Raw genomic sequence first — 14,619 nt, forward strand, 5'->3', positions numbered from 1 at the left:
GCCCCTTGCGCCCTCCGGCCGCCGAGGCGAACGCGGTCCCGCCGTGCGGCGGGCGGCACGGTCGCGTCTGCGGCCCGGTGGTGGGCTCGTCGCGCAGTTCCGCGCCCCTGTTTGACTTCTCCCGTCACGTGTCTGCGGGCTGGAGGACAGGCTTTCAGGGGCGCGGAACTGCGCGCTCAGCCAAAACGCAGGTTCAGTCGCCCGTCAGCGGATCGTTCCGAGTGGGTAGGCGTTGTCGGGGGCGCGGAGGAACCACGACGAAACCGTCAGCCGGCACCCCGCACCGAGTGCCCGGGTGACCGCTGGAGGGGAACACGCCCCTACACCCCCCGCTCCAGCCCCTCCACGTACGAGTTGTACGCAGCGACCCGCGCCCGCCGAGCCACCCGCTCCACCGGCCGCAGCGCCTCCCCCCGCGCCGCCATCTCCGCCGCGCTCACCGCGCCGCCGTGCCCCCGCTCGTACGCCAGCGAGACCAGCAGCCCGACCCGCTGCGCCAGCTCCCACACCCGCACCGCCCGCGGCGGGTACCCCGGGGCCAGCCCCGCCCGCCCCGCTTCGGCCCGCGCCCGGTACGCGTCGATCGCCGCCTCCGCCACCGGCCCCGACGCCGCCACGTCGAGCTGCGACAGCGTCGCCGTCGCCTCCCGCAGCCCCTCCGCCAACTCCCGCTCCGCCTCGCCCAGCGACGGCACGTCCGCCGGCATCGCCTCCCGCACCGACAGGCACTCCCAGCCGACCTCCACGTGCAGATCACCCGGTGAACCGGCCTCGTGCACCTGCGGCACCAGCCCGTACGGCGCGCCGTACCCGACGACCGCCTCTTCCGCCTCCAGCGCCCGCCGGTTGAACTCCGGCGGCCCGCTGAGCCCCAGCGGGTGCCCCGGCACCGGCAGCGCCACCCGCCACCCGCGGACCCCGAGCGACCGCAGCCGCCCCAGCGCCAGCGTCAGCCCGACCGGCCCCGACTCGCCGGGCAGTCCGACCACCCGGTGCACCGCGTCGTCGCCGACGATCGCCTCCGCGGCGTCATCCGGCGACACGGCCCCGGCCAACAGGGCGTTGCCCCACGCGGCGAGCCGTCCTGAACGTGGTTCCGAAGGATCAGAGAGCATGCCCACAGCGTAAGGACCCGGCGACGGGGCCCCAAGCGCGCACCGGACCCGCACCGAAACGCGCACCGGAGCGCCCGCCCGCACACCACCCCGCACCTCCCCGTTCCACCCCGCGCGCCGCCCAAGGAACGGACCGGGGCGCCGGCTTGTCCCACCGGTGGCGTAGATTTCCCTGAGGGGGCCGCCCACCGGCGTCAAGCCCTCGCGACCTGAACACGACTGCATCACGACTGCATGGGGAGACAACGCGCTCATGAGCGATGTACTGGAGCTGGTGGACGTATCCGTGGTCCGCGACGGACGCGCTCTGGTGGACGACGTCTCCTGGTCCGTCAAGGAAGGGGAGCGCTGGGTCATCCTCGGCCCCAACGGCGCGGGCAAGACCACCCTGCTCAACCTCGCGTCCAGCTACCTCTTCCCCACCACCGGCACCGTCCGCATCCTCGACGAGCGCCTCGGCGAGGTCGACGTCTTCGAGCTCCGCCCGCGCATCGGCGTGGCCGGCATCGCCATGTCGGAGAAGCTGCCCCAGCGCCAGACGGTCCTGCAGACCGTGCTGACCGCGGCGTACGGCATGACCGCCACCTGGCACGAGGACTACGACCCGGTCGACGAGCAGCGCGCCCGCGCCTTCCTCGACCGCCTCGGCATGACGGAGTACCTGGACCGCCGCTTCGGCACCCTGTCCGAGGGCGAGCGCAAGCGCACCCTGATCGCCCGCGCCATGATGACCGACCCCGAGCTGCTCCTCCTCGACGAGCCCGCCGCCGGGCTCGACCTCGGCGGCCGCGAAGACCTGGTCCGCCGCCTCGGCCGGCTCGCCCGGGACCCGCTGGCCCCCTCCATGATCATGGTCACGCACCACGTCGAGGAGATCGCCCCCGGCTTCACCCACGTCCTGATGATCCGCCAGGGCAAGGTCCTCGCCGCCGGCCCCATCGAGATGGAGCTGACCTCCCGCAACCTCTCCCGCTGCTTCGGCCTCCCCCTGGTCGTCGAGCACGCGGCCGACCGCTGGACGGCCCACGGCCTGCCCCTGGGCTGAGGCCCCCGATCCGGCCCGATCCCCTTCCGGGGCCCGATGCCCCCTGTCCGGAGCCGATCCGCGGACCTACCATGACCATGTGGAAATCGACGCATGGGTGTGGTGGCTGATCGGCGCGGTCGGACTGGGCATTCCGCTCGTCCTGACGGCGATGCCCGAATTCGGCATGCTGTCGGCGGGCGCGGTCGCCGCGGCCGTCGTGGCGGCGCTCGGCGGCGGGATCGTCGCCCAGGTGCTCGTCTTCGTGGTCGTCTCCGTGGCGCTCATCGCCGTCGTGCGCCCCCTGGCGGCCCGGCACCGCACGGGACGCCCGGAGTTCAACAGCGGAGTGGACGCGCTGAAGGGCCGTCAAGCGGTCGTACTGGAACGGGTCGACGCCAACGGCGGCCGGATCAAGCTCGCCGGCGAGGTCTGGTCGGCCCGCCCGCTCGACGCCGCGATGACCTTCGAGCCGGGCCAACAGGTCGACGTGGTCGAGATCGACGGCGCCACCGCCGTCGTCATGTGACACGGTCGTCGTCAGGTGGCCGGAACGGCCCCCACACCCGCCTCCCATCTGGGAAACTCGATCATCATCACACCATCATCCGGCAGCGAAGGGCACGGGGAACGCGATGCAACCGATCATCATCGTCCTGATCATTTTGGTGGTGCTGGTCTTCATCGCCCTGATCAAGACGATCCAGGTCATCCCGCAGGCCAGCGCAGCCATCGTCGAACGGTTCGGCCGCTACACCCGCACCCTGAACGCGGGCCTGAACATCGTGGTCCCGTTCATCGACTCCATCCGCAACCGCATCGACCTGCGTGAACAGGTCGTCCCGTTCCCGCCGCAGCCGGTGATCACCCAGGACAACCTGGTCGTCAACATCGACACCGTCATCTACTACCAGGTGACCGACGCCCGCGCCGCGACGTACGAGGTCGCCAGCTACATCCAGGCCATCGAGCAGCTCACCGTCACCACCCTGCGGAACATCATCGGCGGCATGGACCTGGAGCGGACCCTCACCTCCCGCGAGGAGATCAACGCGGCCCTGCGCGGCGTCCTCGACGAGGCCACCGGCAAGTGGGGCATCCGCGTCAACCGCGTCGAGCTGAAGGCCATCGAGCCGCCCACCTCCATCCAGGACTCGATGGAGAAGCAGATGCGCGCCGACCGGGACAAGCGCGCCGCGATCCTCACCGCCGAAGGCATCAGGCAGTCGCAGATCCTCACCGCCGAGGGCGAGAAGCAGTCCGCCATCCTGCGCGCCGAGGGCGAGGCCAAGGCCGCCGCCCTGCGCGCCGAGGGCGAGGCCCAGGCCATCCGGACCGTCTTCGAGTCGATCCACGCCGGCGACCCGGACCAGAAGCTGCTCTCGTACCAGTACCTCCAGATGCTCCCGAAGATCGCCGAGGGCGACGCCAACAAGCTCTGGATCGTCCCCAGCGAGATCGGCGACGCCCTCAAGGGCCTCTCCGGCGCCTTCGGCAACCTCGGCGGAGGCGTCCCGGGCTTCAACACCGGAGCCAAGGCCCCCGACACCGGCGTCGAGCGCCGCGAAGTACCCCCGGTCGACTAGGACCGCCGCTGCTTGGCATGATCGGTGCTCACCGCACCGATCATGGGGGGCCACCGTGACCATCTGGGAGATGCTCGCCGTCTTCGCGGCGGGCATCAGCGCGGGGACGATCAACACCATCGTCGGCTCCGGCACCTTGATCACCTTCCCGGTGCTGCTCGCCGTCGGACTGTCGCCCGTCACCGCCACCGTCTCCAACGGCCTCGGCCTGGTCGCCGGCTCCATCAGCGGCGCCATCGGCTACCGCGCCGAACTCACCGGCCAGCGCCGCCGCGTCCTGCGCCTCGCCGCCGTCGCCACCGTCGGCGGCGTCACCGGCGCCGCCCTGCTGCTCACCCTGCCCAGCACGGCCTTCGAGACGATCGTCCCGATCCTGGTGACCCTCGCCCTCGTGCTGGTGATCCTGCAACCCCGGATCTCCGCCGCAGTCAAGCGCCGCCGCGAGGCCAACGGCACCACCACCCACCCCGACGGCGGCCCCCTGCTGCTCGTCGGCATCCTGCTGGCCAGCGTCTACGGCGGCTACTTCACCGCAGCCCAGGGCATCATCTACATGGCCCTCATGGGCATGTTGATCAACGACACCCTCCAGCGCCTCAACGCCACGAAGAACATCCTCGCCGCCGTCGTCAACAGCGTCGCCGCGGTCTTCTTCCTCTTCGTCGCCGACTTCGACTGGACCGCCGTCGCCCTGATCGCCGTCGGCTCCACCATCGGCGGCCAACTGGGCGCCAAGGTCGGCCGCAAGCTCTCCCCGAAGGTCCTTCGCGCCCTCATCGTCGTCGTCGGCTCCGTCGCCCTCGTCCAACTCCTGTTGTACCGCTACGGCTGACCGCCGCAACCGACCGTACGACGAAGGGCCCGCTCCCGTACGGGAACGAGCCCTCGACCACCAAGCCCCTACGCAGCGGGCTGGGCCCGCAGCCAGTCCGGCAGCGCGGACCGCTCGCCGGCCCGCAGCCCCAGCAGCATCGCGTCCGCCGGCGACGGCACGAACGGCTCGAACAGCAGCGGCATCCCCGCCTGCTCCGGCGTACGGTCCGCCTTGTGGTGGTTGTCCTCGGCACAGGAGGCCACCGTGTTCAGCCAACTGTCCGCACCACCGTGCGACCGCGGCACCACGTGGTCCACGGTCGTCGCGCGCCTACCGCAGTAGGCGCACCGGTGCTGGTCCCGCACCAGCACCCCCCTGCGCGACCACGGCGCCTGTCTTCGGAAGGGGACCCGTACGTACCGGCAGAGCCTGATCACCCGGGGCACCGGTAGCTCCACGGCGGCGGCGCGCACACGGAGGTCGGGGTGGGCCTGTTCGACGACGGCCTTGTCCTGGAGCACCAGCACCACCGCACGGTTCAGCGTCACCGTCGACAGCGGCTCGAAGCTCGCGTTGAGCACCAGCGTGTCCCGCATGTTCCCCCACCTCCGTTCACCGGCCCGGCACCCCCCGCGGGCCCCGGATGGATCAACTCTGGCCGGGCAGGCCGAGATGGACAACGCAATATCGAAGCCCCCCCGGGAGCCCTGGAGCACGCCGGTGGACAAAAAAACTGCCCTGTCCTGATCTCTCCAAGACCAGGACAGGGCAAACAACGGTCGAACGAACAGTACGACCGCGGGGGAGCGTCAGCCGGCGGCCGGGACCTCGTACTCCCCGACGAGCTGGGCCCGGCCCAGCGTGTGGAACCGCAGGTTGAACCCGACCACCGCGGGCGACACGTCGGCGTCCGGCCCCAGCTTCTCGCTGTCCACCGCGTACACCGTGAAGACGTAGCGGTGCGGCCCGTCACCCGCCGGGGGAGCGGCGCCGCCGAAGTCCCTCGACCCGTAGTCGTTCCGTACGTGCACGGCACCGGCCGGCAGGCCCGGGAAGGAGCCGCTGCCCGCACCGGCCGGCAGCTCCGTCACCGACGCCGGGATGTCGAAGAGCACCCAGTGCCAGAACCCGCTGCCCGTCGGCGCGTCCGGGTCGAAGCAGGTCACCGCGAAGCTCTTGGCACCGGCCGGGAACCCCTCCCAACGCAGGTGCGGCGAGACGTTCCCCGCCGCGTGCACCTGGTCGGCCTTGAGCACCGCCCCCGGCGCCAGGTCGTCGCTCACCACCGTGAACGACGGCACCTCGGGGTGGAAGTCATGCGGCAGCGGAGCCCTCTTCTGCTCGGTCACGTCCGAACCTTCCGTTCGCAGTTCAGTAGTGCGGTAGTGCGGTAGTGCCACGACCCTAGGGGTTCGTCAGAGCCAGTTGCGCCGCCCGCCGACGTCGGCGAGCCACTGGTTCAGATACGCGGCCCAGTCCGTCGACCCGAAGTCCTGGTGCCCGACCTTGAACGCCTTGTAGGAGTCACTGCCCTCGCTGAACAGCCCCGGCTTCTTGTCCATCTCCAGGACGACGTCCATCTCGCGGTCGTCGGCGACGAACGACACCTCGACCTGGTGCAGCCCCCGGTACTGCTGCGGCGGGTAGAACTCGATCTCCTGGTAGAACGGCAGCCGCTGACGCGTGCCCCGGATCTGCCCGCGCTCCATGTCGGCGTTCTTGAAGCGGAAGCCGAGCTGGACGAAGGCGTCCAGGATCGCCTGCTGCGACGGCAGCGGGTGCACCTGGATCGGGTCGAGGTCGCCCGAGTCCACCGCCCGCGCGATCGCCAGTTCCGTCGTCACACCGATGTCCATCCCGCGCAGCCGCTGCCCGGCGATGGAGGTGACCGGCGTCTCCCAGGGGATCTCCAGCCCGAACGGCACCACGTGCACCGCCCCGGCCTTCACCTCGAACGCGCCGCCGAGCTGCTGCTTGACGAACTCGATGTTCTGCTTGACCTCCTGATCGCCGCTCTCGACCTCGACGCGCGCCTGCAGACCGACGGAGAGCGACTCGATCTGCTGATCGACCGAACCGCCCTCGATCCGCACCTCGCCCTGGACGACACCGCCCGGCACGACGTTCTCCTCGGTGAGCACCGTCTCCACCGAGGCACCACCTGCGCCCAGACTCGCGAGCAGCTTCTTGAAGCCCATTGCCGTTCCACTCCCTTAGGTATTGCCTCGTCGACTCAAACGCACGGAGCCCCCCACCGGTTCCACCGGTACCCTCGGACGCCATGATCGAGCGCCCCGACCGTACGCCCATCCCGCGGTCGTTCTTCGACCGCCCCGTCCTTGAGGTCGCCCCCGAACTCCTCGGCTGCACCCTGGTGCGCCGCACCGACGACGGCCCCGTGGAACTGCGCATCACCGAGGTCGAGGCGTACGCGGGCGACATCGATCCCGGCTCCCACGCGTACCGCGGCCGGACCCCGCGCAACGACGTCATGTTCGGACCGCCCGGACACGCCTACGTCTACTTCACCTACGGCATGTCAAGGCGGTCAGCATGAACATCGACTTCCTTGCACACCCAGCCGAAGAGGTTGCCCCCAAGCTGCTCGGAAGCGTCCTCACCTGCAAGACCCCCGAGGGGACTGTGAGCATCGCCATTACGGAGTCTGAGGCGTACTCCGGTACGGCCGACCCAGCTTCCCATGCATACCGCGGCCGGACTGCCCGCAACGCCACCATGTTCGGGCCCGCAGGACACCTCTACGTCTACCGGTCCCATGGCCTCCACTGGTGCGCCAACGTCGTCACCGGAACGGACGGCATCGCCTCGGGTGTCCTCATCCGGGCAGGCAGGGTCATCGAGGGCGAAGACCTGGCACGCAAGCGGCGAGGGGAAAGGGTCGAGAGCCCACGTCTTGCCCGAGGCCCGGGGAACGTCGGCCAGGCACTCGGCATCACGGCAGAGCACAACGGCGCAGACCTCCTTACGGGTACCGCGGTCACGCTGTCCGAGGGCGAGCCGGTACCTAGCGCGCTCATCCGGGTTGGCCCTCGGGTAGGCGTGAGCAAGGCCCACGACTGGCAACACCGGTTCTACCTCGCCGGTGATCCGACGGTCTCGGCGTACCGACTGAGCCCGAGAGTCAAACCGCCCGCCGGATCCTGAGCCGCTGTGCGCCTCGCTCACGGCTCGCCGGTGAGTCGGCGCGGAGTTGGCCAGAAGATGCGTGATCGTTCGCGAGCGCGGCGCGTGACGCGTTCCTGACCGGTCGAGTGACTGCCGACGTGCGCCGACTCGGACCGGACGGGTGGGTGTGACTGAGCATCCCAGTTGGCATTCGAGCAGCCGAGTTGGGATCTTGTCCCTGCCTGGTGCATGCGAATCAAAGCAGCAGACACAGATCTGGACCGGTCAGACGTAGGGGTGGGTGGATGAGCGCAGATGCGGAGCGGGAGCGCTGGGAGCTGCGATCCGGAGAAGGCGTGGGGCCGCTGCAGTTCGGGATGTCTCCAGCCGAGGTCGCCGACGCACTGCTGGTCTCTGGGCCTCTGGCACGGGTCGGTGGTCCGTACGAGCAGGAAGACTTCCCGGACGGGGTGAAGGCGTTCTACGACGCGGGCAAGCTCGCATGCGTCGCGCTGGATGCAGTTACCGGTCCGCAGGTCTTCCTGGCCGGCTTCCCGTTGGCAGGGAGCGATCCAGTGCAGGGCCATCAGTTTCTGCTGGACCACGCTGCGGAGCATGGGAACTGGATTCTTTACACCCCTGACGAGTCGCTTTCCCTGACCGATCTCGGACTTCTTCTGCGTTCGCAGCGGGTCGGGAATGCGCGCCTTACAACTCCACTTTTCGTCAAGGAGGAGTGGCTGGAGTCGCAGTACTTCCGAGACCATCTTCCGCTTGAGGATGTCTCAGGCTGAGCGCTTCGAGCAGCACCACACGGGAGGGCTCCCTGAACGGGGTCCTCTCTCCTCCGTGTGAGATCTCTCGGCCAGGTCGCCGCCGTCGCCCCCGACCGCACGAGACCGAGTCCAGGCCCCGAAGGCTTGGGCGTCCACCTGTGAAGAGAGACCGCGCCATCCGTGCCCGGTCCACCCCCGCAACGAAAGGGAGGCACATGTCCTGCCATCCGGCGGGGGTCACTGGCGCACCCGCGTGCGCCGCACAGGAAGGGACTGCCAACAGTGGGATGTATCCCATTTCAGTTCGAAGGCGACTTCGCCGCCGTGTCTCAGGAGGAGTACAAGCGGCGCGCACGAGACGCACGCTTCGACTACGCCCACCGCGTCGAGTACGCGGCCATGGGATGGGCGAACCAGATCGGGCATGCCGAGTTCCCGTCGGACGAGTTGAACAAGATCCTCGCCGACAAGGACGGCAAGGTGCCCAGCAACAACGCCCTGAACAACCACGTGCGCAAGGCGAAGGGGTGGGGCTTCATCGAGACGGAGTCCAGCCGCCGGTGCCTCGTACTCCCGGTGTTCCACTTCCAGAAGGGCATCGGGGACGCAACCTGCGATGAGCACGGCATACGCAAGGCCAAGAGGTTCCGGCCCTAGCTCACATGGGGGACGTGTCGATCAGGCAGGAATGCGACACGCCAGGCGTGCCGATTGGGCAGTCAATGACATGCGACACCTGTAAGGGCAGGACTGTGACCTGCGGTGATGTGCCCGCCCTTCTTAATCTTCTTGGTAAGCCATCGACGGCGCTTGCAGGGGGTAGCAGTAGGGCGGCCCCCTGGGGGCCGACACCGTCAAGCCTCACTGGCGAAGAGAGAAGCGGCAGGGGGCGGCCTGTCGGCCGCCACAGTCGCAAGCGGTCAACGACCTTGCGGCCCCGGAAGGGGCCGACAGGAGCAAGACAGCAAGACCAAGGGGGGCGCTGCCGCGCCTCGCAGTCACAGCCGTAAGGCCCTGTTCCTTGCAGTCTTCCGCCGCTGCCAGGAAGGACAGGGCAAGGCTGTGACCAGGTCATACGCTCCCGCCGTGGCAGTCTGCGGGCAAGGCGGACGGACCCTGAAACCGTGGCGGAATCTTGGCTGCTAAGACATGGCGATCGACCAAGGACCCTTCAGGGGGGCATACCCCACCCCCTTGCCGTTGCCTCACTCCCGCGCCGCTGGCCGTCGAGCATGGCGCAGCGTGGCCGAGTAGAGCCGTCTCGAAAACCAGGGTTTGTGAGACGAGACAGCAAACGCCCAGAAGGAGCCCCAACCCCTGTTCAAAACCCGTCTCGAAACCTCCGCGTCAGGCTTGACCTTTTGAGACGAGTTCTGAGACATTCGGGTCATGGCAGAGATCATCACGCCCACGGGGCAGCTCATCGGTTACGCCCGCGTCTCCACCGACGACCAGGAAGCGCAGCTTCAACGCGACGCGCTGACGGCCGCAGGCTGCGCCCGGATCTTCGAGGACAAGGCATCGGGCAAGAACACCGACCGGCCAGAGCTGACGGCCGCACTTGACTACGCCCGCCCTGGCGACACCCTGTGCGTGTGGAAACTGGACCGGTTCGCCCGGTCCCTCATCGACCTTGTGACCATGGTCGACACCCTTCGAGAGCGGGGCATCGGGTTCAAGGTGCTCACTGGTGCACTGGCCAACATCGACCCCGGTACGGCCGACGGCCGTCTCATGCTCCAGGTGGTCGGTGCCATGGCGGAGTTTGAGCGCAGCCTCATCAAGGAGCGGACCCGCGCAGGACTCGACGCAGCCAAGGCGCAGGGCCGGACCGGCGGCCGGCCGTCTGTGGTGGACGAGGACGTGCTCACCGTGGCTCGCGCCAGGAAGGCCAAGGGCGAGAGCGTCAGCGCCATCGCCAAGGCCCTCGGCGTCTCCCGAGCCACGCTGTACCGACACCTGGGAGAGAGCGCCTGAGACAGGCGCGCAGCAGTGCAGACAGGCCCTCGGCCCTACGTCGGGGGCCGTTGTCGTACATGGACGTACAACACTGCCTCACTCAGCCCGCACCACCATGGCGAACGACGTACACATTCGCCGGAAGCCGCGATGGTTGCTCAGGCCGGTATGGCTCACGCACTCGACGTCCACCGCCGCACTGTCCGTCGACGGCTCCGCCTTCCACTTGCAGTGCAGGCACTCCGCCTCATAGGTCACGTCCGTGTCCGGATGCTGCGTGATCCGGTGCGTCACGAACCGCAGGACCGTGCGCGCCATCACTCGGCCCCGTGGTCTTCCCGGAGGTGCGTGCGGAGCGCGACGTTCGCGTCCGTCGCCTTCGAGTAGTCGCCGACGGATCGGGCGTTGGCTCGGGTCACGGCGACGCCGAGGCACTGCCTACAGCCCGCGATGGGGCCGGGTCTCCTTCCGGAAGGGTCAGGTTCACCGGCCCCGCCATCGTCGTCTTGGGTGTGCTCATCCGTACGACCTCCCGACTGTTCGCCTGCCGAAGGATGATCCCCCGGGGTGTGCACGGGATGGCGCTTCAGCCGCGTAGTCGATTGAAGTCATGCGCGGCAAGCGGCGGACCACTCGACGAGCCGTGCCCGAAGGGCTTCGCCGAAGAGGGCGTATTCCTCGTACCCGGCGAACTCCTTCAGGTACGCCTGAACGTCTCGGCCGTCGCGGAGTACGAGACTTCCCGCCGTCGTAAATGGTGAACGTACTCAGAGGGGTTCGGGGCGTCGGTACCCGTACGGGGATCACTCCGATCTGAACGTTCGGGAGGTAGGACAGGGACGCCAGCCGGTCCATCTGCTCGGCCAGCGCCAGTGGGGCGACGACCGGCCAGCGAACCGCCTGCTCGTTCAGAACGAACGTGAACCGCTTCGAGGCGTCGTAGAGGACGGCTTGCCGTCCCAGCTTCCCTGCCACTGCCTTGCTCGTGTCGGCCGTCGAGTGGGCCAGGCTCGCCCGTACGTACTCAGGTGTTGCCAGCAGGCCCGTAACCATCGAGAGGAGGAAGTAGCGCATCTGTGTGGAGGACGCTTCGAGCGACTTCAGCTCGGCCTGTCTCGTGCCGAGCCCCTTGCGCCGCAGCTCTCGGACGTTCCGCCACTCGGTGTTCGCCATCCTGGCGAGGGCGGAGACCTCGGCGACCAGTTCCGGCGGAGCGTCCAGCGCTCGCAAGATCTGCTCGACATCGACCAGGGACGGCCGTGTCCGGCCGTTCTCGATGCGGGACACCTTCGACTGGGACATGTTGCAGCGCGCTGCGAGCCGGTCCCCAGAGAGGCCGGCTCGCTTGCGCAGGTTCCGAAGCAGTGAGGCGAGTTCGGTACCGGACTCGCCAAGCTGCTCAGCTTCGAACGTCACTCCGTCACGCGCTCCGCGTACTCCAGGAAGGGAACCGACTCGGCAACGGCGACGTGCTGCCACTCGATGAACGGCGCAGGGTCGCCCTCGTACAGCTCTCGGCTGATCTGCGTGCTGTCGTCCTCGTAGTGCATCAGGACGACGGTCGAGCGGTCGAACATCCAGAAGTCCTCGATGTCCGGCAACGGGTTGTCCCGCTCGGTCACGTCAAGGATGCGGACGTCCTCCCCGGCGAGCACGCCTTCCCCCTGCGGGGGAGTGAACGTGTCGGACACATCGCCCTGAACCACGATGGAGCCGGACGCGGTGCGGTAGACGTTCGGGCAGTCGTCCTCTCCACACGTGCCGTTGCCGTTGCCGGTGAGCCGAGTCAGTTCTTCGCGTGCCATGCGGAACTGCCTTGACTTGGCGGCCCGGTCAGGCCGCCTGAGATGACCGTACGTGGGCCGCTCGCGGCCGTCCATGCACGGACGTGACTCATGCACGCTGTTGCATGAACTGGGGAGCGAGAGGGGCGCACTTCCTCGACGGGCATGGCAAAGGGCCCCGCCCGACACTCGTCAGGCAGGGCCCGTGCTCACTGAGCGCCGACAGCCGGCTCGGCTCTCCGCGGTCGGATCTCAAGGGTTCCGGAACGTGATCCGGCAGTGCTCGCCCTTGAAGGACCGAACCCCTCGACCGCGCGGCATCAGCTCGACTTGCTCGCAGACCTGCATGACGACGGTCCGCACGTAGTCGATGCGGTCGGGGTCCTCGTAGTCCAGTTCCTCCCACAGGTACTCGACGTCGCCCAGGTCGACGCGCACCCGCTTCGCCGCCAGGTCTGCCAGCTCGGCCCGGATCTTGGTCAGGTCGGCGTCACACCTGGCGATGCCCGTCCGCAGGGTCGACCCGTCGATGTCCCCCACAGCGAACATCTCCGCCAGGGCGGTGCGCCTCTCGGATGCGGCAGTCTCCTCGGCCAGCAGTTCGGCCTCTCGCTCCTCGTCTGTGTTGTCCGTGGCTGGTGCCGCGTTCCACTCCTCGGCCTTGTCGATGACCTTCCGGACCACGAAGGAGTCAAGAGCGTCTGCCGGGCAGGTGATGCACCGGCCACCTGAACAGGTGTAGATGCGGTACCGCTCACCTGCCGCGTTCTTCTTGCTCCACCCCTGAGTGGCGACGGCCTGACACTTCGAGCAGCGGACGACGCCGGACAACAGGGCTTTGCGCTTGCCGCCGCCGCCCGTGCTGCGCTCGGGATCGCTCAGGTAGCGGACCAGCGCCCGGAACATGCCCTCGGAGACGATCGCGTCCCAGTTGCCCGCACCGGTCTCCTCGGTCAGCCGCACGCGCTTCCCGTCCGGCTTCTCGGCCCACTGCGAGTACGTCTGGATTCCCGCGTTCCTCGGCTTCAAGAGGACACCCCGAAGGTTCGAGCTGCGCCACTCATTGCCGTGCGGCGAGAGCAGTCCACGGGTGTTCCAGTCCTTCGCGATGGACCAGAGGGAGACGCCGGTCAGGACATCCCGGTACGCCTGCCGTAGGGCCTCCGCCTCTGCCGCACGGTGCCGGCCGTCGCGCTCGAAGCCGAAGGGGCGAGTACTCCAGAAGGGCCTGCCCGACTCTCTACGGCGCTGGTGTCCGAGTACCTGACGCTCTACTCGCATCTCGGTCTCGTTGCGGGCCACCACAGCGCCGATGCGAGCAGCGAGACGGCCGGACGGGGTGGACAGGTCGAGCACTCCCTGAGCTTGTGCGGCGGCCAGTGTGACGCCGGTCGACTCGGCGAGGTCCACCAGGTCCTCAAGATCCCAGGGGGTGCGGTACATGCGGTCGAAGTGGCGAGACACGATGGCGTCTGCCTTGCCGTCCTCCACCAGAGCCTTGATGCGCTCCCACTCGTCACTTCGCTTGGCCCCCCGCTTGGTCAAGGCTGAGGTGTCCTTCTCGACGATCACGGCTACGACGGACCAGCCGTTCCGGTTGCACAGCGCCTGACTCAGCTCGACCTGTTGTGTCAGGTTCCCGCCCTTGGACTCCTCGCCCCGCGGGGTGGGGCTGAGCCTGGCGTAGATGATCGCTCGCACTGTCATATCTCCTGCTTGTCGTTGCCCTGCCGATGCAACGACGTACATGCTTGGTGAGTCACCTACGGCATGTGGCACTGCCTGAACGTCGTGTGCGGCCCGGAGGGCCACGCGAGCGGTGTCCTGCTCCGCGCCGGGGAGATCATCAAGGGCGCGGAGTTCGCTCGCAAACGTCGACTCTCGGCCCGATACGACAAGGAACTGGCCAAAGGTCCGGCACGCCTCGCGACGGCCCTCGACGTCGACGGCGCACTGAAGGGCACCGACCTCTGTCAGGGCGGCGACGCCCCCCTGACCCTCTACCCCGGCCAGTCGCCCATCCCTGACCTGGTGTGCAACGGCCCCCGTACCGGAGTGGGCGGAGAAGGTGCCCTGCACCCCTGGCGCTTTTGGATCGACGGCGACCCCACCGTCAGCCCCTACCGGGCCCATGCGCCGCGCAAGAGGGCAACTTGACTCGCCGATCCGGGCCGCCTAACGTAGCCCGAGCCGCTTGAAACGGGGCCTGCTGTTCAGCACCCCGGAGCGGCCATCCACTACTCACGACGAACCCAAACGGGTGCGATTTCGGCATGCCGAAATTCAATCCCAAGCACTCGATTATGAGCCGCCGGGGAAATCGGTTAACGTAGTGACAACGCCGAAAGGCAAAAGGCCACTCCAATCGGCCGCCTGATTGAAAGCCAAGTCCGGAAACGGGCCGGGAAAAAGATCTGGTAAGGTTGGAAACGCAA

Annotated in this window: 16 protein-coding genes and 2 pseudogenes; 10 read left to right on the forward strand and 8 right to left on the reverse strand. The window is 68.4% G+C overall.

Annotation, left to right across the window (positions count from 1 at the left end):
- Nucleotides 1–320: 320 nt before the first annotated feature.
- Nucleotides 321–1,115 (reverse strand): hypothetical protein, encoded by a 795-nt coding sequence (locus ACH4E8_RS25215; protein ID WP_398451837.1) that lies wholly within the window; start codon nucleotides 1,113–1,115, stop codon nucleotides 321–323.
- 253 nt (nucleotides 1,116–1,368) lie between these two features.
- On the opposite strand from ACH4E8_RS25215, the gene ACH4E8_RS25220 reads away from it, so the two are divergent.
- From ACH4E8_RS25220 to ACH4E8_RS25235, 4 genes are all read left to right on the forward strand, one after another.
- Complete coding sequence (locus ACH4E8_RS25220) at nucleotides 1,369–2,160, forward strand: ABC transporter ATP-binding protein (protein ID WP_398451840.1); 792 nt, start codon at nucleotides 1,369–1,371, stop codon at nucleotides 2,158–2,160.
- Between the two features lie 79 nt (nucleotides 2,161–2,239).
- Nucleotides 2,240–2,668, forward strand: coding sequence for an NfeD family protein (locus ACH4E8_RS25225; RefSeq protein ID WP_398451842.1), 429 nt, complete (start codon nucleotides 2,240–2,242; stop codon nucleotides 2,666–2,668).
- Nucleotides 2,669–2,774: 106 nt separating this feature from the next.
- On the forward strand, nucleotides 2,775–3,725 hold the full coding sequence (locus tag ACH4E8_RS25230) for an SPFH domain-containing protein (RefSeq protein WP_361960538.1): 951 nt from the start codon (nucleotides 2,775–2,777) through the stop codon (nucleotides 3,723–3,725).
- A gap of 55 nt (nucleotides 3,726–3,780) precedes the next feature.
- Entirely contained in the window at nucleotides 3,781–4,557 is a 777-nt protein-coding gene (locus ACH4E8_RS25235; RefSeq protein ID WP_398451845.1) for a sulfite exporter TauE/SafE family protein, read from the forward strand.
- A gap of 68 nt (nucleotides 4,558–4,625) precedes the next feature.
- Here the strand turns inward: ACH4E8_RS25235 and ACH4E8_RS25240 are convergent, their stop codons facing one another.
- The 3 genes from ACH4E8_RS25240 to ACH4E8_RS25250 form a co-directional block, all read right to left on the reverse strand.
- Nucleotides 4,626–5,135 (reverse strand): HNH endonuclease, encoded by a 510-nt coding sequence (locus ACH4E8_RS25240; RefSeq protein ID WP_398451848.1) that lies wholly within the window; start codon nucleotides 5,133–5,135, stop codon nucleotides 4,626–4,628.
- Nucleotides 5,136–5,348: 213 nt separating this feature from the next.
- On the reverse strand, nucleotides 5,349–5,888 hold the full coding sequence (locus tag ACH4E8_RS25245; RefSeq protein ID WP_398451850.1) for a YbhB/YbcL family Raf kinase inhibitor-like protein: 540 nt from the start codon (nucleotides 5,886–5,888) through the stop codon (nucleotides 5,349–5,351).
- Nucleotides 5,889–5,954: 66 nt separating this feature from the next.
- Nucleotides 5,955–6,737 (reverse strand): sporulation protein, encoded by a 783-nt coding sequence (locus tag ACH4E8_RS25250; protein WP_398451853.1) that lies wholly within the window; start codon nucleotides 6,735–6,737, stop codon nucleotides 5,955–5,957.
- Nucleotides 6,738–6,820: 83 nt separating this feature from the next.
- Here ACH4E8_RS25250 and ACH4E8_RS25255 point away from each other — a divergent pair.
- From ACH4E8_RS25255 to ACH4E8_RS25275, 5 genes and pseudogenes are all read left to right on the forward strand, one after another.
- A pseudogene (locus ACH4E8_RS25255) lies at nucleotides 6,821–7,078 on the forward strand (DNA-3-methyladenine glycosylase); the annotation flags it as partial.
- 14 nt (nucleotides 7,079–7,092) lie between these two features.
- A complete protein-coding gene (locus ACH4E8_RS25260; RefSeq protein WP_398451855.1) occupies nucleotides 7,093–7,704 on the forward strand; it encodes a DNA-3-methyladenine glycosylase in 612 nt (203 codons plus the stop codon).
- Between the two features lie 266 nt (nucleotides 7,705–7,970).
- Nucleotides 7,971–8,459 (forward strand): hypothetical protein, encoded by a 489-nt coding sequence (locus tag ACH4E8_RS25265; RefSeq protein ID WP_398451858.1) that lies wholly within the window; start codon nucleotides 7,971–7,973, stop codon nucleotides 8,457–8,459.
- Nucleotides 8,460–8,765: 306 nt separating this feature from the next.
- On the forward strand, nucleotides 8,766–9,098 hold the full coding sequence (locus ACH4E8_RS25270) for a hypothetical protein (RefSeq protein ID WP_398451859.1): 333 nt from the start codon (nucleotides 8,766–8,768) through the stop codon (nucleotides 9,096–9,098).
- Between the two features lie 732 nt (nucleotides 9,099–9,830).
- Entirely contained in the window at nucleotides 9,831–10,418 is a 588-nt protein-coding gene (locus tag ACH4E8_RS25275; protein ID WP_398451861.1) for a recombinase family protein, read from the forward strand.
- A 78-nt stretch (nucleotides 10,419–10,496) separates the two neighbouring features.
- On the opposite strand, the gene ACH4E8_RS25280 is transcribed toward ACH4E8_RS25275, so the two are convergent.
- The 4 genes from ACH4E8_RS25280 to ACH4E8_RS25295 all read right to left on the reverse strand — a co-directional run bounded on the left by ACH4E8_RS25280 (nucleotide 10,497) and on the right by ACH4E8_RS25295 (nucleotide 13,891).
- Complete coding sequence (locus ACH4E8_RS25280) at nucleotides 10,497–10,718, reverse strand: hypothetical protein (protein ID WP_398451864.1); 222 nt, start codon at nucleotides 10,716–10,718, stop codon at nucleotides 10,497–10,499.
- 198 nt (nucleotides 10,719–10,916) lie between these two features.
- Nucleotides 10,917–11,816, reverse strand: coding sequence for a Scr1 family TA system antitoxin-like transcriptional regulator (locus tag ACH4E8_RS25285; protein WP_398451867.1), 900 nt, complete (start codon nucleotides 11,814–11,816; stop codon nucleotides 10,917–10,919).
- Entirely contained in the window at nucleotides 11,813–12,055 is a 243-nt protein-coding gene (locus tag ACH4E8_RS25290; RefSeq protein WP_398451928.1) for a DUF6879 family protein, read from the reverse strand. The genes ACH4E8_RS25285 and ACH4E8_RS25290 overlap by 4 nt, the downstream gene beginning before the upstream one ends.
- Before the next feature lie 381 nt (nucleotides 12,056–12,436).
- Entirely contained in the window at nucleotides 12,437–13,891 is a 1,455-nt protein-coding gene (locus ACH4E8_RS25295; RefSeq protein ID WP_398451869.1) for a recombinase family protein, read from the reverse strand.
- 54 nt (nucleotides 13,892–13,945) lie between these two features.
- On the opposite strand from ACH4E8_RS25295, the pseudogene ACH4E8_RS25300 reads away from it, so the two are divergent.
- Nucleotides 13,946–14,341 (forward strand): annotated as a pseudogene (locus ACH4E8_RS25300) (DNA-3-methyladenine glycosylase); the annotation flags it as partial.
- Nucleotides 14,342–14,619: the final 278 nt, after the last annotated feature.

It is taken from the genome of Streptomyces sp. NPDC017979 (assembly GCF_044328175.1).
In the GTDB taxonomy this organism is placed as follows: Bacteria; Actinomycetota; Actinomycetes; order Streptomycetales; family Streptomycetaceae; genus Streptomyces.